Source organism: Roseomonas alba, assembly GCF_019430885.1.
Taxonomy (GTDB): domain Bacteria; phylum Pseudomonadota; class Alphaproteobacteria; order Acetobacterales; family Acetobacteraceae; genus Neoroseomonas; species Neoroseomonas alba.
The window spans coordinates 286027-311727 of record NZ_JAHYBZ010000003.1 but is presented as its reverse complement, the minus strand read 5'-3'; the positions used below and the strand labels follow the sequence as shown (position 1 = coordinate 311727).

The following is a 25701-nucleotide window of genomic DNA, read 5'->3' as shown; positions in this document are numbered from 1 at the left end:
CAGTTATATAGTTCAGACAACAGGAATTATCGCAGAACGCGACGCAAGCCAATCTCCCGTCCACCAACGGAGCCCGAAGGAGAGCCCCATGTCCCGCATCCCCACCCCCGCCACCATCGACGCCGCCCCCGCCGCCGCCCGCCCGCTGCTGGACGGCGTGCAGAAGTCGCTCGGCAGCGTGCCGAACCTGTTCCGCCTGCTGGCGACCAGCCCGGCCGCGCTCGGCGGCTATCTGGGCCTGTCCGGCGCGCTGGCGAAGGGCGCGCTCGATGCCCGCACGCGGGAACGCCTCGCCCTCGCCATCGCCGAGTTCCATGGCTGCGGCTACTGCCTCGCCGCGCACAGCTTCATCGGGGCGAACCTGGCGAAGCTGGACACCACCGAGATCGCCGCGAACCGCGCCGGCCGGTCCACTGACGCCAAGGCCGATGCGGCGATCCGCTTCGCCCTCACGGTCGTCGAGGCGCGTGGCCAGGTCGGGGAAGACGCGCTCGCCACCGTCCGCGCCGCCGGCTGGGGCGATGCGGAGATCCTCGAGATCATCCTGCATGTGGCGTTGAACACCCTGACCAACTACGTCAACGAAGTGGCCGGGACAGTGGTGGACTTCCCGCCCGTCGCTGCCCGCGCCGCCTGAACACCGTCTGGGGGAGGGCGCGCGCCCTCCCCATCCCGGAGGATCACACCATGGGTGCGCTGAGCGATGTCGCCTTCTCCCCCGCTGTCAGGGCGATCCAGGAGGCGCGCGGGTCGCGCGAGGCCTTTGCCCGCCGCGAGCGCCGCGGCGGCTGGCCCAGCGAGATCACCCCCGACCTCGCCGCCTTCATCGCCGCGCAGCGGAGTTTCTACCTCGCCACGGCGAGCGCGGACGGCCAACCCTATGTCCAGCATCGCGGTGGCCCGCCTGGCTTCCTGCGCGTGCTGGACCCGGAGACGCTGGGCTTCGCCGACCTGTCGGGAAACCGGCAATACATCACGCTGGGAAACCTGTCCGAGAATCCCCGCGTGCAATTGTTCCTGATGGACTACGCGCAGCGCCGCCGCGTGAAGATCTGGGGTGAGGCGCGCGTGGTGACGGACGATCCCGCCCTGGTCGCCACGCTGACGCCGGGGGGGAGCTCAGGCCGGGCCGAACAGGCGATCCTGATCCACGTCACGGCCTGGGATGCGAACTGCCATCAGCACATTCCTCAGCGATTCGAAGCCGAGGACGTTGCTGCCGCGATCGAACGGCGCGATGCGCGGATCGCGGAACTGGAAGCCGAGGTGGCGCAGCTCCGCGCCCGCTAGGCGGAGGGGCGCCACTCCTCACCCATATCACCGCCGCCGGCGAGCTGCAGCGGCCTGCAGATCCAACGAAGCCCCTGTCTACTCCGCCGCCGACCGAGCCGAGCGTGCTGCCGCGTAGCGGTTCACATGCGGCTTCAACCCGAGATTCTCGCGTAATGTCGAACCCTCATACGCCGTGCGGAAACGTCCACGGCGTTGCAGCTCTGGCGTGACGAGTTCGACGAAATCCTCGCACCCCGCGGGCAGATGTGTCGGAGTGATGTTGAACCCATCCGCCGCGCCGCCGTCGATCCACTCTTCCATGACATCCACGATGTCGGACGGTGTTCCGATCAGGCAGAAGCCGCCCGCACCCACCAGCGAGAGGCACAATTCGCGAATGGTCCAGTTGTTCGCACGGACGCGGGCCATGATGCGCGCCACCCCGCTGCGCACCTGGGCCTCGCCCTGCGGTTCCGGCACCGGCCCGTCGATCGGGAAGCCGCTGAGGTCGCCCAGCTCGTTGTAGACGCGCGCGAGGCCGACCAGCGGATCGACCAGCGCCTGAAGCTCGTCGAACTTGGCCTGGGCCTCGGCGCGGGTGCGGCCAACGACCGGGCGCAGCGCCGGCATGATCTTGAGATCGTCCCAGTCGCGCCCATGCCGCGCGAGCCGGCCCTTCACATCGGCATAATAGGCGCGTGCCGCGGCGATGTTGTCCTGGGCCGCATAAATCACATCGGCATTCTTGGCCGCGATGTCGCGTCCCTGTTCCGACGCGCCGGCCTGGACCAGCACCGGCCGGCCCTGCGGCATGCCGGCGACGTTGAGCGGTCCGCGCACCTGGAAGTGCTTTCCCTGGTGGTTGAGCGCGTGCATCTTCGATTCGTCGTAGAAGATGCTGTTGGCCCGGTCATAGACCAGCGCGTCGGGCTCCCAGGAATCCCAGAGGCCAGTGACGACATCGACGAATTCGGCGGCGCGTTCGTAGCGCGTGTCGTAGTCGACATGCTTGGTGCGGTTGAAGTTTCGCGCCTCCGCATCCGACCAGGAGGTGACGATGTTCCACCCCGCGCGCCCGCCGCTGATCAGGTCCAGCGTCGCGAACTTCCGGGCGATGTGAAAGGGCTCATTGTAGGTGGTCGAGGCAGTGGTCACCAGGCCGATATGCTTGGTCAACGCAGCGAGCGCGGGCAGGAGCGTCATCGGCTCCATTTCCACCAGCTCATAGCCCGACCGTGCGAGCGAGCCCCGCGGCTCGTCCTTCTCCCTGATGCCGATGCCGTCGGCAAAGAAGATCATATCGAACAGGCCGCGTTCCGCGCATTGCGCGTTGCGGACATAGTGGTCGAAGCGCAGCGTGCCGTCGGGCGGCACGCTCGGATGGCGCCATGATGCGACATGATAGCCCAGCCCGCGCATGGACATGCCGAGCTTGATGTGTCGCTTCGCGGTCATGCCATGATCCTTGTCGTGTCCGGCTCTGCACCGCGACGCTTGCGTTCCAGGGTGGGGATCGCGGCAATCAGCGCCTGGGTATAGGGGTGCTGCGGCGCGCCGAAGACCTCGGCCGGCGTGCCGGATTCCACGATGCGCCCATGCCGCATGATCGCGACGCGATGCGCAATGTGCCGCACCACGCCGAGATCATGCGAGATGAAGAGGTAGGAGGTACCGTGCCGCTCCTGCAGGTCGCGAAGCTGGTTCAGAATCGCGGCCTGTACGGAGATGTCTAGCGCAGAGGTCGGCTCGTCGCAGATGACGAGGCGCGGTTCCGCGGCGAAGGCGCGGGCGATCGAGACGCGCTGCTTCTCACCGCCGGACAGTTGGTGCGGATAGCGGTCGAGATAGCGCTGCCCGAGCTTCACGGCGTCGAGCAACTCGACGACACGGGCCCGCAGATCCGCCGACCAGTGCGCGAGGCCATGCAGCTTCAGCGGCCGCCCGACGATCGCCTCCACTGTCCAATGCGGATTCAGCGCGGCGTCGGGATTCTGGAAGATGAACTGGATGGCCCGTTGCTCGGGCCGGGTACGGTTCTGCACCATGGGTCGGATGACCGAGTCCTCGAGCAGGATGTCGCCGGCATTGGGGGGCAGCAGGCCTGCGACACAGCGTGCCAGGGTCGATTTGCCGGACCCGCTCTCACCGACGACCGCAAGGGTGCGCCCGCGCGGGATGTCGAGTGTGACGTCATCGACCGCGCGCACCGGCCGGCGCTGGCGCAGGAAAGGCAGATTCAGCCGTGGCATCCGGCCGAAGCTGCGCTCGACGCCGACGATCTGGAGCAGCGGCTTGCCGGTCGCCTCTTCAGCGACGGCCTCAGCCTCCGCCGGCGGCGCCATCGCGCGCACAATGCGGTCGCGTTCGAAGCAGCGCGTCCGGTGGCCGGGGCCGACTGTCTCCAGCGCCGGAATCGCGGTGGTGCAGCCCTTCTGCACGGAGGCGCAGCGGGGCGCGAAGACGCAGGCCTCGGGAACCTGCCGCAGGTCCGGCAATCGGCCCGGAATGTCAGCCAGCCGCGCCTGTGCGCGGTTGATGGTCGGCAACGCGTTCATCAACCCGATCGTATAGGGATGGCGCGGCGCACGGAGCACCTGCGCGGTGCTGCCTTCCTCGACCAATTGCCCGGCATAGAGCACGCCCACGCGATCGCAGACCTGTGCCACCACGCCCATGTTGTGGCTGATGAACAGCACCGCCACGCCGAGTGCGCGGCGCAGGTCGTTCACCAGGTCGAGGATCACGGCTTCGGTCGTGACGTCGAGGCCGGTGGTCGGCTCGTCCATCACCAGCAGGTCGGGATCGCAGGCGAGGCCCATCGCGATGACGACACGCTGCTGCTGTCCGCCCGAAAGCTGGTGCGGATAGCGATGTGCGATCTCGTCCGGATGCGGCAACTGCACCTGGCCGAGCAGCGTCACGGCGCGTGCCCACGCGGCCTTGCGGTCGGCCTTGCGGTGGCGGCGAACGACCTCGGCAATCTGTTCGCCGACCTTGATGGCCGGGTTCAGCGCGCTCATCGGATCCTGATAGACCATGGAGACGATGCGCCCGCGCGCGGCGGCCAGCGCCTGGGGCGACATCTCCATCACGTCCTGCCCACGCAGCATGATGCGGCCCGTCACGCGCCCGGCGGGGACGTGGCGCAGCACCGCATAGGCCAGGCTGCTTTTGCCGGAGCCGGACTCACCGATGAGGCCGTAGGCCTCGCCCGGCGCGATGCGGAAGGAGACGTCTCGCACCGCCTTCAGCCCGCCGGCATCGGATCCGTAGGTGATCGAGACGCCGATCACCTCCAGTGTTGGTTCGCTGGAAAAGGCCGGCATGGTGTCTTCGGCGATGGCCTGCGGTTCGGCGTTCATCGTGCGCGGTCACCCCCGGGCATGGCGATGCTGCGCCTCAGCCTCTCGCCGACCAGCACGGTACCGACCGAGACGACGGCGATGGCGAGGGAAGGGAAGACCGGCAGCCACCAGGCGAGCTCGATGAACTGCTGCCCGTCGCGCACCATCAGGCCCCAGGCCGGCGTCGGCGGCGTCACCCCGATGCCGAGATAGGCGAGCGATGCCGAGAGCAGGATCGCCGAAGTCACCCGGAGCGAGAAGTCCACCACGATGATCATCAGCACGTTCGGCAGCAATTCGCGCGTCAGGATGAACAGCCGCGATTCCCCGCGGGACCGCGCGGAATCGATGAATTCCCGCGTCGCCAGGTCGAGCACGACGGATCGCACCAGCCGTGCCGATCGCGGCCAGAACACCAGCCCGATCGCCGCGACCACGTTCATCGGCGCCGGCCCCAGCATCACCACCACCAGCATGGCGAGGATGAGGCCCGGAAAGGACATCAGCGTGTCCATCACACGCATGATGGTCTCGTCCACCGCGCCACCGAGATAGCCGGCGACGAGCCCGGTTGCGGTGCCGAACAGCACGCCGAGCGCCGCGGCAGCGAGCGCCACCAGCAGCGTCGGCTGAGTGCCGGCGATCACCCGGCTGAAGAGATCGCGGCCGAACTCGTCCGTGCCGAAGGGAAATGCTGCGCTTGGGGCTTCCAGCGAGTGCATCGGGTCGAAGGCCAGCGGGTCGCGCGGCGCGATCTGCGTACCGAATGCAATCAGGATGATCATCAGCAGCAGGAAGCCGATGCAGGCGAAATCCCCGACGCCGAGGCGACGCTGCAGGGCCGGAAAGGGGAGTGCCAGAGCCATGGGACCGTCACCCCCGCAGGCGTGGATTGAGCACCAGCGCCGCGACATCGGCACAGAGATTGCCGATGCCGTAGGCGGCCGCGACCACCAGCACGCCGGCCTGGATGGTCGGAATGTCCCGGTAGCTGACCGCATTGGTCATCATCTGGCCGATGCCGGCGTAGGAGAACAGCGTCTCCACCACCACTAGGCCGCCGATGACATAGCCGAAATACATGCCGATCTCGGTGACGGTCGGCGGCAGCACATTGGGTAGTGCGTGCTTCATCACCACCTTCCAGCGCGGCAGGCCCTTCAGCGTCGCCGTGCGGACATAGGGGCTGGCGAGCGCCTGGATCATGCCAACCCGCGTCACCTGGCTGATGATGGCGAGCATGCCGATGACGAGCACGCCGATGGGCAGGATCAGCGCCTCGGGACGCGAGAGCGGGTTCTCGTTGGGGTCCATCAGGCTCGACCCGGGCAGCAGGGGTAGCCAGATGCTGAAGGCGAGGATCGCCAGCAGCCCGATGACGTATTCCGGCAGGGCATGCGTTCCGACCGCGAAGCCGCTAATGACGCGGTCCATCACGCCACCTGGCCGCAGAGCTGCCAGCACGCCGAGCAGGATCGATAGCGGCGCGGCGATGGCGAGCGTGATGCCGCCGAGGATGGCCGAATTGCCGAGCCGCCCGAGCAGCATTGGCGCGATGGCCTGCCCGTGTTGCAGGGAACGCCCGAAATCGCCATGCAGGATGCCGGCGACCCAGGCGAAATAGCGATCGGGCAGCGGCTGGCCGAGGCCCATGCGCTCGCGCACGGCCTCGACCATCTGCGGCGTCGCCATGTCGCCGAGCACCGCCGTCGCGACATCCCCCGGCAGGACGTTGACGATGGCGAAGGTCAGCACCGACACGGCGATCAGCACCAGAACCAGCAGCATGCAGCGTCGCAGGATGAAGGCGATGACGGTCATCGCCGGATCACGCGCTCAGCCAGATCCCGCGCATCTCTATCGTGCCGAAGCGTGGCGGCAAGAAGCCCTGGACCTTGTCGGTGGAGATGCCGAGATAGTTACGGAAATACGGGATCAGCCGGTCGGCGCCAGCGCTGATCATGCGCAGCACATCCGCGGTGATGGCCTTGCGCCGGTTCAGATCAACCTCGGCGATCATGGCGTCGAGCTTGGCATCCAGCCCCGGCACGGATTCGATGCTGGCGTAGTTGTAGAGCGACTTGCTGTGGTAGATGCGATGCAGCGCATCGAACAGCGTCGCCGACCCCGACCAGTAGGAGGTGTAGAGCGGCATCTTGCGCGCCACGTTCGCCGCATACTCCGTGTAGGGAATGTCGCGCACGCGCAGCGTCACGCCGATCTGCGCCGCGGCCTGGGAGAAGGCGAGCACCATCTTCGGTGCCGGCTGGCGATCGGAACTGGTGAAGAAATCCAAGCTGATCGGCGGCACGCCGGATTCCTGGATGAGTTGCCGCGCCCTGGCGAGATCCTGCGCATTCTGCGGCATGGGCGGGACGTAGATGTTGCCTGGCGGCAGCGGTTGGTCGTTGCCCGGCACACCCTGGCCGAACAACACGGAGGCGACCGTTGCCGGGCGATCGAGGATATGGCGGAAGGCCTCACGCACCTTCAGATTGTCGAAGGGTGCCATGTTTCCCATGATGTTCACCGCGTGGTAGTCGCCGGTGACTTCCGAATAGGCCTTGAAGCCGCGTGCATTGCGCATCGCGAGATACATCTCGACCGGGATCTGCGTCAGCAGGTCGACCTGTCCGCCGCGCAGCGCAGCCTGCATCGCCACCGCCTCGCGGATGAAGACCATACGCACCCCGTCAAGGTGCAGGACGTCGGGGTTCCAGTAGTTCGGATTGCGTTCCACCGTCAGGCTGCTGCCCGGCTGGAAGTCCTTGAAGATGAAAGGCCCGGTGCCGTTCGGCGTGTTGCGCAGCTCGTCGATGCCCTCGGCGGGCAGGATGCGCGCCTGGCGGAAAGCAAGCTGGACCGGGAACTCACCGAAGGGGACGCGGAGCTTGAAGCGCACCTTGTGCGGACCTTCGGCGGAGATCGCCGTCACCGGACCGAAGGCGCCGGAACCGACGCCGGAGCGTGCTGGATCCATTGAACGCTCGACCGTGGCGACCACATCGGCGGAGGTGAAGGCGCGGCCGCTGTGGAACTTCACGCCCTCACGCAGCGTGACCACCCATTCTGCGCCGCCGGCCTCAGGCGCCCAGGCCGTGGCGAGCATGGGCACGGGCTGCGTATCCGCGTCCAGCGAGACCAGATTGTCGTAGACCATCTGGCTGTATTCCATGCCCGAGAAGGAATTCGTCATCTGCGGGTCGAGCGTGTCGGGCGGATCGGGCCGGCAGAAGCGCAGCGTGCCACCTTTCCTCGGCGCCCCCTGCGCGCGGGCCGGTCGCGATGCTGCAACGCCGCCGGCCATGCCGAAGGCGGCGGCGGCGCCAAGCCACGTCCGGCGAGTCATGCCGGGGATGAGGAGTTCGTCGGTCTCGGAATGGCGCATGGCGGCATCTCCAGGCTGGACGACAGCGATGTCACTCAGACGGGCCGTCGCCGTGGCGGCGGGGCCGTCTGGACCTCATGACGGGCGCTTCAATCTCCCTCGTGCCACGCCGATACTTTGGCGCGCATGGCGATATTAGGGGCCGGCGATCGCGTGCGAGCGAGTCGAAACTGCGCGCTTCCGCGTGAAAAAAGGATCGGCCAGCAGAAATTTGCTTAGGATCAAGGACGCCATGGCTGTGATGCGCATCAGCGTGCACGATTTGCGGGCGTGCGCATCAGGCGGCATACCGGCTCGGTGCCGCGTGCAGGCCAAGCCTGTCGCGCAGGGGGCTCCGCGGCGGCAACGCATCGCGCAATCCGCGCTCCCGCAGAGCTGGCATGAGATCCATCGCGACCTGGGTGATCGCCTCCGGCGAATCAGACAGATGGATGATGAAGCCATCAACGGCACCGGTATCGCGCCATTCGCCCATCAGCGCCGCGATCATCGCCGGCGTCTCGGACACACGCAGCGGCCCTGGCTGCACGTCTGCGCTGGTCGGCGCAATGCCGGCGAGAATGCACAGGGCATCCGCACTGCGCCCCTGTTCGGCGAGACCACGCTGCAGGCCGGCGCGTGTCGCGCGGGCATCCGCGAGGTGCCGCGGGAGGCTGTGCAGGATTTCCGCCGCGGCGCAGGCGAGATCATGGGCGATCGTCGTGCCGCCCAGGACCATCATCGGCGGACGTCCCTGCGGCGGTCTCGCTGTGTCGAGCGGGCCACGCACCCGGTAATGCGCGCCTTCGTGATTCAGCCAGTGGAACTTCGCACGATCGAAATACATCCCGCTCGCCTTGTCGCGCAGGAAGGCATCATCATCCCAGGAATCCCACAACGCAGCCACGATCCCGGCGAGTTCCGCCGCGCGCGGTACGGCTATGTCGGATGCGGGCATCGGGAGATGCGCGAAGTGCTCGATCTCCGGCAATGGCGGCGCAGGCTGCAGCGCCCAGCCGAAGCGCCCCTGGCTGATGTGGTCGATCGACCCGAGCCGTCGCGCGAGGTTGTACGGCTGGTGGAAGGGCGCGGAACAGGATGGGACGAGCCCGATGCGTTCAGTCCCGGCGGCGAGCGCCGCTGCGAGTGCGATCGGATCGAGCCCAGGCCGTTCCGGCAGGCAGAGGAAGTCGAATCCCGCTGCTTCGGCGGCCTGCGCCGCGGCAAGCACCTGGTCGAAATCGGTGACTGCCGCCGGCGCGCTCAGTGAGATGCCCAGCGGCATCATCATGCGACCTCCGCCATGGGCAGATCCTGGCGTAAGCCGAGATGGTCGCTGAGCGTCGCGCCTTCATACTCGGTGCGGAACAGGCCTCGGCGCTGGAGCTCGGGCACCACCAGCTCGATGAAGTCCTCGGCGTCCACGGGGATGCAGGGCGGCTGGATGTTGAAGCCGTCAGCGGCGCCCGTGGTGAACCATTCCTCCATCAGGTCGGCAATCATCGTAGGCGTGCCGACCATGCCGAGATGCCAGAAACCGCCCGAAACCAGTTCATAGAGCTGGCGGATGGTGAGTTTCTCCCGCTTCGCCTTGGCGAGCGCGCCGACGACGAACTCACTCTTGCGCCCGCCGGGCATCGGCAGGTCCGGTACCGGGCCGTCGAGGTCATGGCCGGTGTAGTCCGGGAAGCTGTTCACCGTGAGCAGGCCGAGACCGAGGCGGGGTTCGATCAGCGCCTGCATGCGATCGAACTTGTCGCGTGCCTCCTGTTGCGTACGGCCGACGAAGGCCATGATGCCGGGCATCATCTTCAGCTCATCGGGGTCGCGCCCATACTTCGCCAGGCGGCCCTTGACCGAGGTGTAGTAGGCGCGCGCTTCCTCGATGCTCGGCTGCCCGCCATAGACGACATCAGCGCAGCGCGCGGCGAGCTCCTGCGCATTGTCGGATTCGCCGGCGGTGAAGATGGGGATGCGGTGCGCTGCCGGTGGCAGCCCGAGTGACCCGCGCACGCGGAAAAAGCGGCCCTCGTGGTCGATCGTGCCACCCTCGAGTCCGCGCAACACGGTGACGAACTCCGCCGCACGGGCATGGCGCGTGTCGGAATCCGCCAGCTTGTCCAAGCCGAAATTCCGCGCCTCATCGAGGCTGAAGCCGGTGACCATGTTCCATCCGGCCCGGCCATGGCTGACGCGATCCAGCGTGACCAGCTGGCGCGCCAGATTGAACGGCTCATTGTAGGTCGCCGAGGCCGTAGGAACGAGGCCGATGTGCTTCGTTACCGCCGCCAGCGCCGTGAGCAACGCGGTCGGCTCGTGCTTGACGATCTGGTGTTCCATTTCCCGCGCGATGGCCGGGCGATCCAGATCGCGCACCGCCGAGGAATCGGCAAGGAAGATGCCGTCCAGCTTCCCGCGCTCCGCCAGACGGGCACAGTGGACGAAGTGCCGGAAGTCCATGTTGCCGTCGGCCGGCACGTCGGGATGCCGCCAGGCGGCGTAATGGTAGCCGAGATTGGCAATGGAGAGCCCGAGGCTCATCATGCGCTTGCGGGGCTTCATTCCGCGGCTTCCGCGACATCGGTGGCGTAGCGGCTTGCCGGGCGTGGCAGGCCGAGATTCTCGCGCAGGGTGCGGCCTTCGTATTCGGTACGGAACAGGCCGCGGCGCTGCAATTCGGGGATGACGAGATCGACGAAATCCTCGCCGCCACCGGGAAGGTAGGGTGGCTGCACATTGAAGCCGTCCGCGGCGCCGGTGGTGAACCACTCCTCCATCATGTCGGCGATCACCTTGGGCGTGCCGATCACGCCGAGGCTCCAGAAGCCGCACAAAGCGATGTCGAACAATTGTCGCAACGTCAGCTTCTCGTCCCGGGCGCGTCGCATCAGGGCGAGCGTCAGCTCCGGCTCACGGCCGCCGAGCTTTTCGCTGCCCAGGAACTCGCTGCGCATCGTCATGTCCGGCAGCGGATCGTCGAGCCCATAGGCGCTGAGATCAGGGAAGTGGTTCACGATGAGCTGGCCTATGCCGACTTCCTTCGGCATCGCGCTCTGCATCAGCGCGAACTTGTCCTCTGCCTCCGACTGGGTGCGACCGACATAGCATTGGATGCCGGGCATCATCAGCAGGTCCTCGGGCCTGCGCCCGTATTTCGGCAGGCGGCCCTTGACCGAGCTGTAATAGGCGCGCGCCGCCTCGATATTCGGCTGGCCACCATAGCACATGTCGGCGATCTCGGCGGCCAGGTCCTGCGAGTTGTCCGAAGTGCCGGCGGTGATGATCGGCAGGAAGCCCTGCGGCGGACGCGCCATGTCGAGCGGGCCGCGCACCTTGAAATGCCGCCCCTCATGGTTCAGCGCATGGACGGAGCCGGGCCGGAAGAACTGGCCCGTCGCCTTGTCGCGAACGAAGGCATCATCGTCCCAGGAATCCCACAGCCCGCGCATGACCTGGACGAATTCGCGTGCCCGGTCATGCCGGGTGTCGGAATCGATCGGCTTGTCCAGCCCGAAGTTGCGTGCCTCGTCCAGCCCGTGGCTGGTCACCATGTTCCAGCCGACGCGCCCGCCGCTGAGCTGGTCGATGGCCGCCATGCGGCGGGCGAAGTTGAAAGGATGCCAATAGGTGGTGCTGGCCGTCGGCATCAGCCCGACATGCTTCGTCACCACCGCCACTGCCGCCATCGCGAGGGTGGGATCGACCTTCACCTGTGCCTGTTCGCGGTCGCGCGCGATGCGCAGATCGTCGACGTTCAGGATGGAGGACCAGTCGGCGAGGAAGACGAAATCCATCCTCCCGCGTTCCGCGAGCTGCGCCGCCTTGACGTGATGCTGGATGGAGGTGGCGCTGCGCACATCCACATCCGGATGGCACCAGGCGGAATAGTGGTAGCCGGCCGAGGCAATCGACAGGCCCAGCTTCATCTGCCTCATGCGGGAAGCTCCTCCCGTGTCGTGGCGTAGCGGCTGACGGCGGGTGCCATGCCGAGCCGCTCGCGCAGCGTCGCCTCCTCGTACTGCTTGCGGAACAGGCCGCGGCGCTGCAACTCGGGGACGACCAGATCGACGAAATCGGCCGCGCCGCCGGGCAGGTAGGGGCATTGCACGTTGAAGCCGTCCGCCGCACCGGTGGTGAACCACTCCTCCATCACGTCAGCGATGTCGGATGCTGTGCCGACCTTGCCGTATTGCCAGAAGCCCTCGGCGATCACCTCATAGGTCTGGCGAATGGTGAGGTTCTCGCGCCGCACCCGCTCCAGCAGCATGTCGGAGAACATGTCGTAGCGGCCACGCGAGAGCGCGACTTCCGGCATCGGCCCGTCGATGTCGTGGCCGCGCAGGTCAGGGAAATTGTGCAAGCGGAGCATGCCGAGCCCCACTTCCGGCTGGATCAGCGATTGCAGGCGATCGAGCTTGTCCCGCGCCTCCTGTCGCGTGCGGCCGAGGAAGGGCATGATCCCGGCGAGCACTGTCACCGCCTCGGGCGGACGGCCGTATTTCGCCATGCGGTTCTTGACGTCGGCATAGTAGGCGCGGCCGACCTCGATGGTCGGAGCCGCGGAGTAGACGGCGTTGGCACGCTCGGCGGTGAATTCGTTCGCTTGGTCGGAATAGCCGGCGGTGATGATCGGCAGGTGCCGCTGCGGCGGGGTCTGCACATCGAGCGGCCCGCGCACCGTGAAATGCGTCCCCCGATGATCGAGGAAATGCATCTTCGCCCGGTCGAAATAGATCCCGGTGGCGCGATCGCGCGGAAAGGCGCCGTCGTCCCAGCTATCATAGAGGCCGTTCACGACATCGACGAATTCGCGCGCGCGTTCGTGGCGGGTGTCGGAATCGATGACCGCGTCGTAGCCGTAGTTGCGTGCCTCGTCACGGCTGAAGCCGGTGACGAGGTTCCAGCCGATCCGCCCACCCGCGATGTGGTCCAGTGAGGCGAACCCCCGCGCCACCATGAATGGCTCGTTGTATGTGGTCGACACGGTGGCGACGAGCCCGATGCGCTCCGTGACCATGGCGAGCGCGGCGAGTAACGCCATGGGCTCCATCCGCAGATGCTCATGCTCGCGATCGCGGGGAATGGAGGGATCGTCGAGGTTCCGCACGGCCGCCGAATCCGCCAGGAAGACGAAGTCGAGCTTCCCGCGCTCGGCGATCCGCGCGCATTCGGCGAAGTGCTCGAACTGCAGGACGCCGTCCGCGGGCACATCCGGCAGGCGCCAGCAGCCCTGATGGTAGCCCAGGAAATGGATCGGAAGGCCCAGGATCATCCGACGTTGCATCGCGTGCCCCGCATCAGTCGGCCGTGTCGACGACGATGGTGCGATGCGGTGCCGGGCGGTTCAACAGCAAATTATCGAAGGACGGCACAAAATATCGAAATGCGGTAAAATCGGGCGGATTGCGCGACCCTCGGGCCGACTCTGCCACTTGCGCAGGCGACACAAAGGCTGCGATCTGGAAGCGCCAGTCACACAAACCAGACACAGCAGCGGTGCCGATGCCAGCCAGCGAAGCCGTCCCGGACCTGCGGGAGCGCCCTATCGACCACGATCCTATGCGCGTGCAGTCGGTGGACAAGGCGTTCCGCGTGCTGCGTGCCTTTGACGAGACGCGGCCGTCGTTGAGCCTCACCCAGATCGCCGCCGCGGCGGAGCTCGACAAGAGCGCCGCCCAGCGCTTCACGCACACCCTGGTTGCGCTGGGCTATTTGCGGAAGGACCCGGCGACCAAGCGCTTCGAGCTGACGGTCAGGACGCTCGACCTCGGCTTCCGCTATGTCCGCACCAATGCGCTCGTCGGGCGCGCCAGGCCCTATCTGCTGCACATCAGCAATACGACCGAGGAGACGGTGAACCTTACCGTTCCCGACGATACCGAGGTCGTCTTCGTCTCCCGCATCACCGCGCGGCATGTGATCAATGCCGACATCGTCATCGGCGCGCGCACGCCGGTCTATTGCAGCGCGCCGGGGATCGCGATGCTGGCCAGGCTGCCGATCGAGGAAGCGATGGCCATCCTGCGGCGCTGCGATCGGCGTCAGATCACGCCGAACACGGTGTGGCGGCTGGAGGATCTGCGGGAGAAGCTGATGCTCACCGCTGCGCGAGGCTATGCCACCGCCTTCGAGGAATTGCACCATGGCGACCTATCCGTCGCGGCGGCCATCGTGGATGCGGCGGGCAGGCCGGTCGGCGCTATCAACATCGCGACCCTGCGGTCACGCATGACGCCAGAGGCCGCGGAGCAAGCCTATGTCCCAGTGGTGGTCGATGCGGCGCGGGCGGTCTCGCGGAACGGATGATGCCGCGGCGGCGCGCCGAATGGCAGGGGTGATCTCCGCGGAGTGGCATCGCCCCTAAAGCGCAGGTGCGTCCCGTCCGGACGCCGCGGCGCTTCACTGCGCGACGGAATGTGAGGGGAGAGCCGGCTTCCTGCGGGATCGCCGACGCGGCGAATGGATCCGCCGTTCCGATCGGACCCGGCGCGGCGGCCATATGCGCGCTTCGGTAGTTCGTGGGTCGGCGTCGCATGGCGCCGTGCAGTGACTGGCTGGCAATGTGACAGGCCATCCGCATGCGTCGCGGTCTCGACGCCCCGATGTGATGCTCGAGTGCAATGGCACGGCACTTGCTTGCATCGAGCTGCCAAGAGTCGACGGATTGCTGTCGTCTCGTGGAGCCTGAGTTGGGGACGACGCATGATGGGCGTACTCGACCGCACCGGAACCATACTGCGCCGCACCGCCATCCAGGTGCTGCCGACGATGGTTGGCATCATCATCCTATGCTTCTTTCTGCTGCAGCTCGTGCCGGGCGACGTAGCAGACGTGCTCGCCGGTGAATCCGGGTCTGCCACGGCGGAAACCATGGCGGCGCTGCGCGCGCGGATCGGCCTCGATCAGCCGGTGCTGACGCAGCTCGTCACCTATCTGACGAATCTCGCGCAGCTCGATCTCGGCCGATCGGCGCGCTTCAACCTGCCGGTCACGCAGCTCATCGCCGAAAGGCTGCCGGGCACGCTGTTGCTGATGCTGTCGGCACTCTCGATGGCGCTCGTGTTCGGCGTATTGTTCGGCTGGATTATGGCCGTCTTCGCCGGCCGCTGGCCGGACCGGCTGCTCCAGGTTCTGGTGCTGGTCTTCTATTCGACGCCCGGCTTCTGGATCGGTCTGATGGCGATCGTCCTTTTCTCCGTGAAGCTGGGCTGGCTGCCGAGCAATGGCAGCATGACCGTGGGTGTCACGCTGAGCGGCTGGGACCTCATCGCTGATCGCGCTAAATACCTGTTGTTGCCGTCCCTCGCCATGGCGTCGTTCTTCATCGCCGTCTATGCGCGCCTGACGCGCGCCGCGATGCTCGAAGTGCAGGGCCAGGACTTCATGCGCACTGCTGCGGCCAAGGGGTTGCATCCCGCGGTCATCCAGTTCCGCCATGCGCTTCGGAACGCGCTGATCCCGGTAACGACCATGGTCGGGCTGCATCTCGGCAACCTGCTCGGCGGCGCAGTGGTGGTCGAGACGGTCTATGGCTGGCCAGGCATGGGGCGGCTGGCGCTGGAGGCGGTGCTGGGGCGCGACTTCAACCTCTTGCTCGGCGTGCTTCTGCTCTCCTCCCTGTTGGTGATCGTCACCAATGCGGCGATCGACCTGCTGCATGGCTGGCTCGATCCACGGATCGAGGCGCACTGAGATGGATGGATCGACCAGCGCGGCTCCAGCCCCGGCCGCGATCACGACACCGCTTCGTCCTGCGGTGCGCGGCCGCATGGTGCGCGCCGCTCTGCGCAACCCGTCCCTGATGATCGGCGTGTTGATCCTGCTCGCCGTCATCGTCGTGGCGATCCTGGCGCCGCTGCTGTTTCCCGGCGATCCACAGGACATGGTGGCCGATCCGACGCTCTGGCCCGGGGAGGATCCGCAATATCCGCTCGGCACGGATAGTCTCGGCCGCGACGTGGCTGCGGGGTTGGCCTATGGTGCGCGGGTTTCGCTGCTCATGGGGCTCGCAGCGGCCGTGATCGGACTCGTCATCGGGATCGCGGTCGGCGCGACCGGCGGCTTTTTCGGCGGCTGGGTCGACAACGTCCTGGTGCGGCTGACCGAGCTGTTCCAGACCGTACCGACCTTTCTCCTCGTCATCGTCATCGTGGCGATCGGCGAGCCGTCGGCGCCGGTGATCGCCTGGGCGATCGGCCTCGCCGCCTGGCCCGGCGTGGCGCGTCTGGTGCGGGCGCAGTTCCGCTCCCTGCGCGAGACAGATTTCGTGATGGCGGCCCGCGCCCTCGGCTATTCCGCGCCGCGCATCATCCTGCGCGAGATCATGCCGAGCGCCCTGGCGCCGATCATCGTCGCGACATCCGTCCTGATGGCCAATGCGATCCTGACCGAGGCCGGGCTCTCCTTCCTCAACATGGGCGATCCCAACCTGATGAGCTGGGGCAGCATGATCGGTGACGGAAGGGCGCTGCTGCGCACGGAATGGTATCTGACGGCTCTGCCGGGGGCTGCCATCGCCATCACCGTGCTGTCGCTCAACCTGGTGGGCGATGGGCTGAACGACGTGCTGAACCCGCGTTCGGGGCAGGCCTGATGGCGCCGCTGCTGGAGGTGCAGGACCTCGTCATCGGCTTCCCCCAGGCGGAGATCGTCCATGGCATCGACTTCCACATCGACCCCGGCGAGACCCTCGCGCTGGTGGGCGAGAGCGGCTGCGGCAAGTCGATCACCGCGCTCGGCTTGATCCGGCTGCTGCCGCAGGGGGCGGCGATCCGGCGCGGCCGCGTCCTCTTCGAAGGGATGGACCTCGCCACGGCATCACCGCGCCAGATGCGCGATATCCGCGGCAAGCGTATCTCCCTGATCCTTCAGGAACCGATGACGGCGCTCAACCCGGTGTTGACCATCGGCCGTCAGATCGCCGAGGTGCTGCGCCGGCACGAACCTATCTCCGCCGCCGCCGCTGAACGTCGTGTGGTGGAACTGCTCGACCTCGTCGGCATCGTGGAACCGCAGCGCCGCTATCACGATTTTCCGCACAATTTCTCCGGCGGCATGCGACAGCGGGTGATGATCGCGATGGCGGTCGCCTGCAATCCCCGCCTCGTCATCGCCGATGAGCCGACGACGGCACTCGACGTCACCATCCAGGCCCAGGTGCTGGATCTGCTGGACGGGCTGCGGCGCCAGCTCGGCATGGCGGTGCTGCTGATCACCCACGATCTCGGCGTCGTCGCGCAATGGGCGGACCGGGTGACGGTGATGTATGCCGGGCGGATCGCTGAGCAGGCGCCGGTCGGCGCCTTCTTCGCCGCACCGCGCCACCCCTATGCGCGGGGCCTTCTCGGCGCCTCGGTCGGGCATGAGGAAGAGGCGCACTACACCACGCGGCGCCTGGCCGAGATCCCCGGCTCCGTGGCCTCGGCCGCGGGATTGCCCGGCTGTCCCTTCGAAACGCGCTGCCCGGAGGCGATCCCCGCCTGCGGCATCCGGCCGCCGGCGCTTGAGCCGGTCGCCGCCGGCCACCGCGTCGCCTGTGTCGTCGAAGCCGCAAGGACGGGAGCAAATCATGCTGCGGCTCACGGTTGACGGGCTGCGCACGCGCTATGTCACGCGCGGCCGCGCGGTGAATGCGGTCGACGGGGTCTCGCTCGAGGTCGCGCCCGGCGAAACGGTCGGGCTGGTGGGGGAGAGTGGCTGCGGCAAGTCCACCCTCGGCAAGACCATCATGCGGCTGCTCGACCCGGCGGAGGGCAGCATCCGGCTGAATGGCCGGGACATCGCCGATCTCGGATCCGCGGCGCTGTTTCCGTTCCGGCGCCGCATGCAGATGGTCTTCCAGGATCCCTTCGGCTCGCTCAATCCGCGACAGACCATCGGCACGCTGCTGGAGACGCCGCTCAAGGTGCATGGCCTGGGCAAGGCGGCCGAACGGCGCCGCCGCGTGCAGGACATCCTGGCTCGCGTGGGCCTGCCGGCCGAGGCCGCGGGCCGGTACCCGCACGAGTTCAGTGGCGGCCAGCGCCAGCGCATCGGCATTGCCCGCGCGCTGGTGCTTGAGCCGGAACTGATCATCTGCGACGAGCCGGTCTCCGCGCTCGACCTGTCGATCCAGGCGCAGATCCTGAACCTGCTGGTCGACCTGAAGCGCGATCTCGGCCTCTCCTACCTCTTCATTTCGCATGACCTCTCGGTGGTGCGCTATTTCACCGACCGCGTGCTGGTCATGTATCTCGGCCGCATCGTCGAGAGCGCAGGGCATGCCGAGCTCTGGCGCACGCCGAGACATCCCTACACGCGGGCGCTGCTCGCCTCCGTGCCGCAGCCCGATCCGGCGCAGCGCCACGAACGGGCGGAGTTGCGCGGGGAGCTGACCCGTGCCGAGGCAGGCGGATGCCGCTTCCGCGCCCGTTGCCCATTGGCCTTCGACCGTTGCGCCGTCGAGGATCCGGCGCTGCGCGTCGTGGCGCCAGGCCATGCCCTTGCCTGTCATCTCGCATGACGGGGGAGCGCCGACCAACCTTCAGCCCCATTGGGCCTCGGGACAGGAGCAAGCAGACATGACAGCAGCGCATCTGCCGACCACGCGGCGCGGCCTCATCGGCGGGTTTGCCGGCCTGGCGGCGACGTCCGGTGCGGCGTCCGCGCAATCCGTGCCGCCACCGCGCCGCGGCGGCACCATGACCATCATGTTCCCGTCCGAGCCGCCGGTGCTGGTCTCGCTCGTCAGCAGCAACAGCCTCACGGTCAGCGCCAAGGTCACCGAAGGCCTGCTGTGGTACGACAACGACATGGTTGCCCACCCGCAGCTCGCGCGCGAGTGGGAAGTGTCGCCGGACGGCCTGACCTATGTCTTCAAGCTGCGCGAAGGCGTGAAGTGGCATGACGGCCGCGACTTCACCTCGGAGGATGTCGCGGCCTCGCTCGCCATCCTGAAGCAGTCCCATCCGCGCGGGCGCAGCACCTTCGCGCATCTGACACGTGTGGAGACGCCCGACCCGCACACGGTGATCCTGAAGCTGGGCACACCGGTACCCTATCTGATCCGCGCCTTCGCCGCGGCGGAAACACCCATCGTCCCGAAGCACATCTACGACGGCACCGACCCATTCACCAACCGCAACGGCTATGCGCCGGTCGGGACCGGCCCCTTCCGCTTCAAGGAGTGGGTGCGCGGGAGCCACATCATCTATGAGCGGAACCCCGAGTATTGGGACCAGCCCAGGCCCTATCTCGACCAGCTCGTGGTGAAGTTCATCCCCGATGCGGCGGCGCGGTCCGCCGCGCTGGAATCCGGCGAGGTCGATCTCGGCTACCGCACTCCGGTCGCGCTGAACGACGTGGAACGGCTGCGCACCGCCGGCAACCTGGTCTTCGAGACCAAGGGCTACGAGTACAGCAACAACGTCGTCAGCGTGAACTTCAACCTCGACAACCCGCATTTCGCCAAGTTGCCGGTGCGCCAGGCGATCGCGCATGCGCTCAACATGCCGGTGATCTGCCGCACCATCTACTACAACACCTACACGCCTTGCGCCTCGCCGATCGCACCTTTCCTCACCGAGTATCACGACCTGTCGCCGAGCCCCTATGCCTTCGACATCGCCCGCGCCGAACGGCTGCTGGACGAGGCCGGCTATCCGCGCGGCGCGAACCGCATCCGGTTGCGCACGATGATGGAGGCGAACCCGACGGTGGACGAAATCCGTCGGCTCTGCGACTTCACGCGCGCGGCGCTCTCGCGCATCGGCATTGCGGTGGAAGTGAGGACGGCGGATTTCGGCAGCTATGCCAAGCGCGTCTACACCGACCGGGATTTCGACCTCACGGCATCGACCATGAGCAATCTGTTCGATCCGACCGTGGGCGTCCAGCGTCTCTACTGGTCGAAGAACTACATCCCCGGCGTGCCCTTCTCCAACGCCACGCACTACAGCAACCCGCGCGTCGATGCCTTGCTGGAAGGGACGGCGGTGGAGGTTGATCCCGTGAAACGCAAGGCGATGTTCAAGGAGTTCCAGGAGATCGTGATGCGCGAGATTCCGGACGTGAATATCGGCGTGCCGCGCTGGTACACGATCCACAACAGGCGCGCCCTTGGCCATTCGGTGACCGCCGATGGCATCGAGGGCAGCTTCTCCCATGCCTACATTGCCGGGTGATGGCCGGCCTTGTCGCCGATGTCTCGATGACCAGAGCGGGGGTTCCAGGTGAGTGACGTGACCAGCCTCAGGATGTCGGCCGATGTCGGCGGCACCTTTACGGATGTGGTGCTGGAGAGCCCCACGCAGCGTTGGACGACCAAGGTCCTCACCACGCCGGCCGCGCCCGAGGAAGGCGTGCTGAACGGCATCGCCGAGATCCTGCGCCAGTCGGGCTGCCGCATCGGCGATGTCGAGGCCTTCGTCCACGGCACCACGCTGGCGACCAACGCGATCATCGAGCGGCGCGGCGCCCGCACCGCGTTGATCGGCACCGATGGTTTCCGCGACATCCTCGAGATCGGTACGGAGAGCCGCTACGACCAGTACGAATTGGCCCTGGAGCGCCCCGCGCCGCTGGTGGCCCGGCCGCTGCGCTTCACCGTGCGCGGCCGCATGGATGCGCGCGGCAATGAGCTGATGCCCCTCGACGAGGCGCAGCTCCTGCAGATCGCGCAGAGCCTGAAGGCGAAGGGCATCCAGAGCGTCGCCGTCGCATTGCTGCACAGCTACATGAACCCGGCACATGAACAACGCGTCCGGGCGCTGCTCGATGAGGTCGTGCCCGGCCTCTACGTCTCGCTCTCCTGCGAGGTCTGTCCGGAGATCCGTGAGTATGAGCGGACCTCGACGACCGTCGCCAATGCCTATGTGAAGCCGCTGATGGACGGCTACCTGGCGCGCATGGAGGAACGGCTGGCCGCCATGGGTTTCAAGGGCGTGCTCAGCCTGATGACCTCGGGTGGCGGCCTGACCTCTGTCGCCACGGCGCGGGCCTTCCCGGTGCGGCTGGTGGAATCCGGCCCGGCGGGCGGCGCCATCTTCGCCTCGCAGATCGCCGCGCGGCTCGGGGAGAAGCGTGTCATCGCCTTCGACATGGGGGGCACCACGGCGAAGGTGAGCCTGGTCGAGAACTACAAGTCGGAAACCTCCCGCTTCTTCGAGGTGGATCGCGCGGCGCGCTTCCTCAAGGGCTCCGGCCTGCCGCTGCGCATCCCGGTCATCGAGATGGTCGAGATCGGTGCGGGGGGCGGTTCGCTGGCACGCATCGACACGCTTCAGCGCGTGACGGTCGGGCCTGAGAGCGCGTCCTCGGTGCCCGGCCCGGCCTGCTATGGCGGGGGCGGCACCATGCCCGCGGTGACGGATTCCGACGTGGCGCTCGGCCTGATCGATCCCAAGGCATTCGCCGGCGGATCCATCACGCTGAAGCCGGAGCTGTCGATGGAGGCGCTTGACGGGCATATCGGCAAGCCGCTCGGCCTCAGCCCGGAGATGGCTGCCTACGCGGTATATGAGATGGTGTGCGAGAACATGGCGAGTGCTGCCCGTTCCCACACCGTGGAGCGCGGCGTGGTCGCCAGCACCCATACCATGATCGCCTTCGGCGGCGCCGCGCCGTTGCATGTGGCCCGCGTGGCGGAAAAGATCGGCGCGCCGCGCGTCATCATCCCCGCCAATGCCGGCGTCGGCTCGGCGGTCGGCTTCCTCGCCGCCCCGGTCTCCTATGAGATCGTCAAGACCAAATACATGCGCCTCGACGCCTTCGACCATGAGGGCGCGAGTGCGCTGCTTTCCTCCACCTCGGCCGAGATCATGGCCTGGGTCGGGCCTTCGGCGCAGGGCAAGCCGGTCGAGGAAACGCGCGTGGCCTTCATGCGCTATGTCGGCCAGGGTCACGAGATTCCCGTGGACCTGCCGCTGCGCGACCTGACCGCGGAGGATGTCGACGGTCTGCGCGCGCAGTATGAGCGCACCTACCAGGTGATGTTCAACCGCGCGATCCCGCAGGCGGCGATCGAGATCATGGCCTGGTCGGTGAGCTGCTCCACACCCGCCACGCTGCCGGAGGAAGTCGGGCCGGTATCGATGGCCAAGGCCACCGCCGGCGGCGACACGGTGCAGATCTTCGATGGCAGGGCGGAAGCGCGCATCGGCGTGAAGCGCTATCGCCGTGAGGCGCTGCGCCCGGGCGAGGTGATCGAAGGCCCAGCCATCATCGTCGAGACGGAGACGACCACCTACGTCACCGCGAGCTTCGACGCCTGGATCGACGCAGCCGGCTCGATCGTGATGGAGCGGAAGGGGATCGCCGCATGAACACGATCCCGAAGATCAGCCTGATCGACAGGCAGATCATGTGGAACCGGCTGCTGGCGGTGGTGGAGGAGCAGGCGCAGGTGTGCCAGCGCACGGCGTTCTCCACCATCGTGCGGGAGTCGGGCGATCTCGCCGCGGGCGTCTTCGACGCGAAGGGGCGGATGCTGGCGCAGGCGGTGACGGGCACTCCGGGGCACATCAACTCGATGGCGCTGGCGGTGGGTCATGTGATCAATGCCTATCCGCCGGAGACGATGAAGCCCGGCGATGTCTTCATCCACAACGACCCGTGGATGGGCACCGGCCATCTGAACGACATCTCGCTGACCACGCCGTGCTTTCTCGGTGACAAACTCATCGGCTTCCTCGCCTGCAACAGCCATGTGCTGGACATCGGCGGCGTGGTGGATCGCACCAGTTCGCGCGACGTGTTCATGGAGGGGCTCTATCTGCCCATCCTCCGCATCGTCGATGGGGGCGAGGTGGATGAGAGCCTGATGGCGGTGATCCGGGCGAATACGCGACAGCCGGTGGAGACGGTGGGCGATGTCTATTCGCTGATCAACTGCAACGCGGTGGGCTGTGAGCGCCTGCTCGACATGATGGCCGAATTCGGCCTGACCGATCTCGGCGCCCTGGCCGATCATATCATCGACACCTCCTACAGCGCCGTCCTGGCGAAGATCGCCAAGCTGCCGAAGGGGACGTGGCACGGGTCGCTGCAACTGGATGGGCGCGATGAGCCCGTGCTGCTGAAGGCAGCGCTGACCATCTCCGACAGTGGCATCCATGTCGACTATGCCGGTTCGACGGGCATGACGAAGTACAACTTCAACGTGCCGATCTGCTACACGCTGGCCTATACGTCCTATGCGCTCGGCGTCGCCATCGTGCGCGACGTGCCGAACAACGCCGGCTCGCTCGCCCCTCGTACCATCTCCGCGCCCGAGGGCTGCATCCTCAACGCGCTGAAGCCGGCCGCGGTGTTCGGCCGGGCCCAGGTGGGGCTGATGTTGCCGGACCTGGTCTATAATTGCCTGCGCCAGGCGATGCCCGACCAGATTCCCGCCGAGAGCACATGTGGCCTCTGGGGCATCAATGTGATGGGTCCCTGGGACAGCCCGGCCCGCATTTCCAACCGCTTCCTGACCCAGGTGATGACGACGGGCGGCATGGGCGCCTTGCCCTATCGCGACGGCATGTCGGCCACGGGCTTTCCGTCGGGCGTGCGCGGCGGCCCGATCGAGATCTTCGAATCCATGTCCACCATCGTCGTCTGGCGCAAGGAGTTCCGACAGGACTCCGGCGGTGCCGGCGCGTTTCGCGGCGGGCTCGGCCAGGCCATCGAGATGGAGAACACCATCCCGGAGAGCTTCCAGTATTTCACCGGCTATGAGCGGGTCGAGAATCCGGCCAAGGGGACCGCGGGTGGCGGCAGCGGGGCGTCCGGGCGGCTGCAGCTTTCCACGGGCGAATTGCTGTCGGGCAAGGGGCGATACGAGATTCCGCCGGGCGTGCGGATTGCCGTCTCCTCGCCGGGTGGCGGCGGTGTGGGCGATCCCCTGTCGCGCGACCGCTCGCTCGTCGTTCGCGACCTTGAATACGGGCTGATCTCGGAGGCGGCTGCGCAGGAATTCTACGGCCATCGCACCCGATCGCACGACATGGTGGAGGGCTAGACCCGATGCTCGACAATGCCGCGCCCAGGCCGAAGATCAGCCTGATCGACAAGCAGGTCATGTGGAACCGGCTGCTGGCGGTGGTGGAGGAACAGGCGCAGGTATGCCAGCGCACGGCGTTCTCCACCATCGTGCGGGAGTCGGGCGATCTCGCCGCGGGCGTCTTCGACGCGAAGGGGCGGATGCTGGCGCAGGCGGTGACGGGCACTCCGGGGCACATCAACTCGATGGCGCTGGCGGTGGGTCATGTCATCAATGCCTATCCGCCGGAGACGATGAAGCCGGGCGATGTCTTCATCCACAACGACCCGTGGATGGGCACCGGCCATCTGAACGACATCTCGCTGACTACGCCGTGCTTTCTCGGTGACAAGCTCATCGGCTTCCTCGCCTGCAACAGTCACGTGCTGGATATCGGGGGCATGCAGGACATGTCCTCCTCCCGCGATGTCTTCATGGAGGGGCTCTATCTGCCGATTCTGAAGATCGTCTCGGGCGGCCGGATGAATGAGAGCCTGATGGCGGTGATTCGGGCGAATACGCGACAGCCGGTGGAGACGGTGGGCGATGTCTATTCGCTGATCAACTGCAACGCGGTGGGCTGTGAGCGCCTGCTCGACATGATGGCCGAGTTCAACCTGACCGAGCTCGATGAATTGGCCGACCATGTCATCGACACCTCCTACAACGCCGTCCTGGCGAAGGTTGCCAAGCTGCCCAAGGGGACCTGGCACTCGTCGATCACACTGGATGGCCAGGGTGGCGAGCCGATTACCCTGAAGGCGGCGCTAACCATCTCCGACAGCGGCATCCATGTGGACTATGCCGGCTCCGCCGGCATGACGAAGCACAACTTCAACGTGCCGCTCTGCTACACTCTGGCTTACACCTCCTACGCGCTCGGCGTCGCCATCGTGCGCGACGTGCCGAACAATGCCGGATCGCTCGCGCCACGGACCGTCTCGGCGCCCGAGGGCTGCATCGTCAACGCGCTGAAGCCGGCTGCTGTCGTCTCACGCCATCTCATCGGGCTGATGTTGCCTGACCTGGTCTTCGGCGCGTTGCGCCAGGCGATCCCGGACCAGATTCCCGCCGAGGGCGCCGGCGTGTTGTGGAACATCCGCGCTTCGGGCCCGTGGCAGAGCCCGCCCGTCTTCGGCAACGGCTTCATTGTCGGCGTCGTGACGACCGGAGGCATGGGCGCCTTGCCCTATCGCGACGGCATGTCGGCCACGGGCTTTCCGTCGGGCGTGCGCGGCGGCCCGATCGAGATCTTCGAATCCATGTCCACCATCGTCGTCTGGCGCAAGGAGTTCCGGCAGGACTCCGGCGGTGCCGGCGCGTTCCGGGGCGGGCTTGGACAGGCGATGGAGTTCGAGAACTCGATCCCCGAGACCTTCAACTTCGCCAACATCTTCGAGCGCATCAAGTATCCCGCGCTCGGTGCCTTCGGCGGTGCGAATGGGGCCAATGGTTATATGGGGCTCGCCTCCGGCAGGAGCATGCCGGACAAGGGTCTCTACGCCGTGGCGCCCGGCGAGCGCGTGTTGGTGCAGTCGCCTGGCGGCGGCGGCGTCGGCGACCCTGCCGGAAGGGAGCGGCATCTCGTTGCGCGCGACCTCGAATACGGACTGATTTCGGAGAAAGCCGCCCGCGAGCTCTACGGCTACACGGAATAGCCTGCCGTCGTCGCCAACCCCGGCATCCACATCGCCCCTGTCGCTTCGGCGTTCGACGGA

At 66.9% G+C, this 25701-nt stretch carries 20 protein-coding genes; 11 read left to right on the top strand and 9 right to left on the bottom strand.

Annotated features, from left to right (window positions below; genetic code table 11):
* Positions 1-88 precede the first annotated feature (88 nt).
* A complete protein-coding gene (locus KPL78_RS10170; RefSeq protein WP_219762828.1) occupies positions 89-637 on the top strand; it encodes a carboxymuconolactone decarboxylase family protein in 549 nt (182 codons plus the stop codon).
* A gap of 50 nt (positions 638-687) precedes the next feature.
* The gene (locus KPL78_RS10165; RefSeq protein ID WP_219762827.1) at positions 688-1290 is read left to right on the top strand and encodes a pyridoxamine 5'-phosphate oxidase family protein; all 603 of its coding nucleotides are present in this window, start codon (positions 688-690) and stop codon (positions 1288-1290) included.
* Positions 1291-1368: 78 nt separating this feature from the next.
* Here the strand turns inward: KPL78_RS10165 and KPL78_RS10160 are convergent, their stop codons facing one another.
* The 9 genes from KPL78_RS10160 to KPL78_RS10120 all read right to left on the bottom strand — a co-directional run bounded on the left by KPL78_RS10160 (position 1369) and on the right by KPL78_RS10120 (position 13255).
* Entirely contained in the window at positions 1369-2727 is a 1359-nt protein-coding gene (locus tag KPL78_RS10160) for an LLM class flavin-dependent oxidoreductase (RefSeq protein WP_219762826.1), read from the bottom strand.
* Positions 2724-4634: a dipeptide ABC transporter ATP-binding protein gene (locus KPL78_RS10155; protein WP_219762825.1), complete on the bottom strand. Its 1911-nt coding sequence runs from the start codon at positions 4632-4634 to the stop codon at positions 2724-2726. Before KPL78_RS10155 ends, KPL78_RS10160 begins: the two co-directional genes overlap by 4 nt.
* Complete coding sequence (locus KPL78_RS10150; RefSeq protein ID WP_219762824.1) at positions 4631-5482, bottom strand: ABC transporter permease; 852 nt, start codon at positions 5480-5482, stop codon at positions 4631-4633. The genes KPL78_RS10155 and KPL78_RS10150 overlap by 4 nt, the downstream gene beginning before the upstream one ends.
* 7 nt (positions 5483-5489) lie before the next feature.
* The gene (locus tag KPL78_RS10145; RefSeq protein WP_219762823.1) at positions 5490-6437 is read right to left on the bottom strand and encodes an ABC transporter permease; all 948 of its coding nucleotides are present in this window, start codon (positions 6435-6437) and stop codon (positions 5490-5492) included.
* Positions 6438-6444: 7 nt separating this feature from the next.
* The gene (locus tag KPL78_RS10140; protein ID WP_219762822.1) at positions 6445-8004 is read right to left on the bottom strand and encodes an ABC transporter substrate-binding protein; all 1560 of its coding nucleotides are present in this window, start codon (positions 8002-8004) and stop codon (positions 6445-6447) included.
* A 277-nt stretch (positions 8005-8281) separates the two neighbouring features.
* A complete protein-coding gene (locus tag KPL78_RS10135; RefSeq protein ID WP_219762821.1) occupies positions 8282-9274 on the bottom strand; it encodes an LLM class flavin-dependent oxidoreductase in 993 nt (330 codons plus the stop codon).
* The gene (locus tag KPL78_RS10130; RefSeq protein WP_219762820.1) at positions 9271-10545 is read right to left on the bottom strand and encodes an LLM class flavin-dependent oxidoreductase; all 1275 of its coding nucleotides are present in this window, start codon (positions 10543-10545) and stop codon (positions 9271-9273) included. Before KPL78_RS10130 ends, KPL78_RS10135 begins: the two co-directional genes overlap by 4 nt.
* Complete coding sequence (locus KPL78_RS10125) at positions 10542-11918, bottom strand: LLM class flavin-dependent oxidoreductase (protein ID WP_219762819.1); 1377 nt, start codon at positions 11916-11918, stop codon at positions 10542-10544. Before KPL78_RS10125 ends, KPL78_RS10130 begins: the two co-directional genes overlap by 4 nt.
* Entirely contained in the window at positions 11915-13255 is a 1341-nt protein-coding gene (locus KPL78_RS10120; RefSeq protein WP_255568833.1) for an LLM class flavin-dependent oxidoreductase, read from the bottom strand. The genes KPL78_RS10125 and KPL78_RS10120 overlap by 4 nt, the downstream gene beginning before the upstream one ends.
* A gap of 230 nt (positions 13256-13485) precedes the next feature.
* Between KPL78_RS10120 and KPL78_RS10115 the strand changes: the two genes are divergently transcribed.
* The 9 genes from KPL78_RS10115 to KPL78_RS10075 all read left to right on the top strand — a co-directional run bounded on the left by KPL78_RS10115 (position 13486) and on the right by KPL78_RS10075 (position 25641).
* The gene (locus KPL78_RS10115) at positions 13486-14289 is read left to right on the top strand and encodes an IclR family transcriptional regulator (RefSeq protein WP_219762817.1); all 804 of its coding nucleotides are present in this window, start codon (positions 13486-13488) and stop codon (positions 14287-14289) included.
* A 396-nt stretch (positions 14290-14685) separates the two neighbouring features.
* On the top strand, positions 14686-15675 hold the full coding sequence (locus KPL78_RS10110) for an ABC transporter permease (protein WP_255568832.1): 990 nt from the start codon (positions 14686-14688) through the stop codon (positions 15673-15675).
* 1 nt (position 15676) lies between these two features.
* The gene (locus tag KPL78_RS10105) at positions 15677-16576 is read left to right on the top strand and encodes an ABC transporter permease (RefSeq protein WP_255568831.1); all 900 of its coding nucleotides are present in this window, start codon (positions 15677-15679) and stop codon (positions 16574-16576) included.
* Positions 16576-17571 (top strand): ABC transporter ATP-binding protein, encoded by a 996-nt coding sequence (locus KPL78_RS10100; RefSeq protein WP_219762816.1) that lies wholly within the window; start codon positions 16576-16578, stop codon positions 17569-17571. The genes KPL78_RS10105 and KPL78_RS10100 overlap by 1 nt, the downstream gene beginning before the upstream one ends.
* Positions 17552-18484, top strand: a complete 933-nt coding sequence (locus KPL78_RS10095; protein WP_219762815.1) for an ABC transporter ATP-binding protein — start codon at positions 17552-17554, stop codon at positions 18482-18484. Before KPL78_RS10100 ends, KPL78_RS10095 begins: the two co-directional genes overlap by 20 nt.
* 58 nt (positions 18485-18542) lie before the next feature.
* Positions 18543-20144 (top strand): ABC transporter substrate-binding protein, encoded by a 1602-nt coding sequence (locus tag KPL78_RS10090; RefSeq protein WP_219762814.1) that lies wholly within the window; start codon positions 18543-18545, stop codon positions 20142-20144.
* A gap of 57 nt (positions 20145-20201) precedes the next feature.
* On the top strand, positions 20202-22283 hold the full coding sequence (locus KPL78_RS10085) for a hydantoinase/oxoprolinase family protein (RefSeq protein ID WP_369412719.1): 2082 nt from the start codon (positions 20202-20204) through the stop codon (positions 22281-22283).
* Entirely contained in the window at positions 22280-23962 is a 1683-nt protein-coding gene (locus KPL78_RS10080; RefSeq protein WP_219762813.1) for a hydantoinase B/oxoprolinase family protein, read from the top strand. Before KPL78_RS10085 ends, KPL78_RS10080 begins: the two co-directional genes overlap by 4 nt.
* Positions 23963-23967: 5 nt before the next feature.
* Positions 23968-25641 (top strand): hydantoinase B/oxoprolinase family protein, encoded by a 1674-nt coding sequence (locus tag KPL78_RS10075; RefSeq protein ID WP_219762812.1) that lies wholly within the window; start codon positions 23968-23970, stop codon positions 25639-25641.
* The last annotated feature ends 60 nt before the right edge of the window (positions 25642-25701 follow it).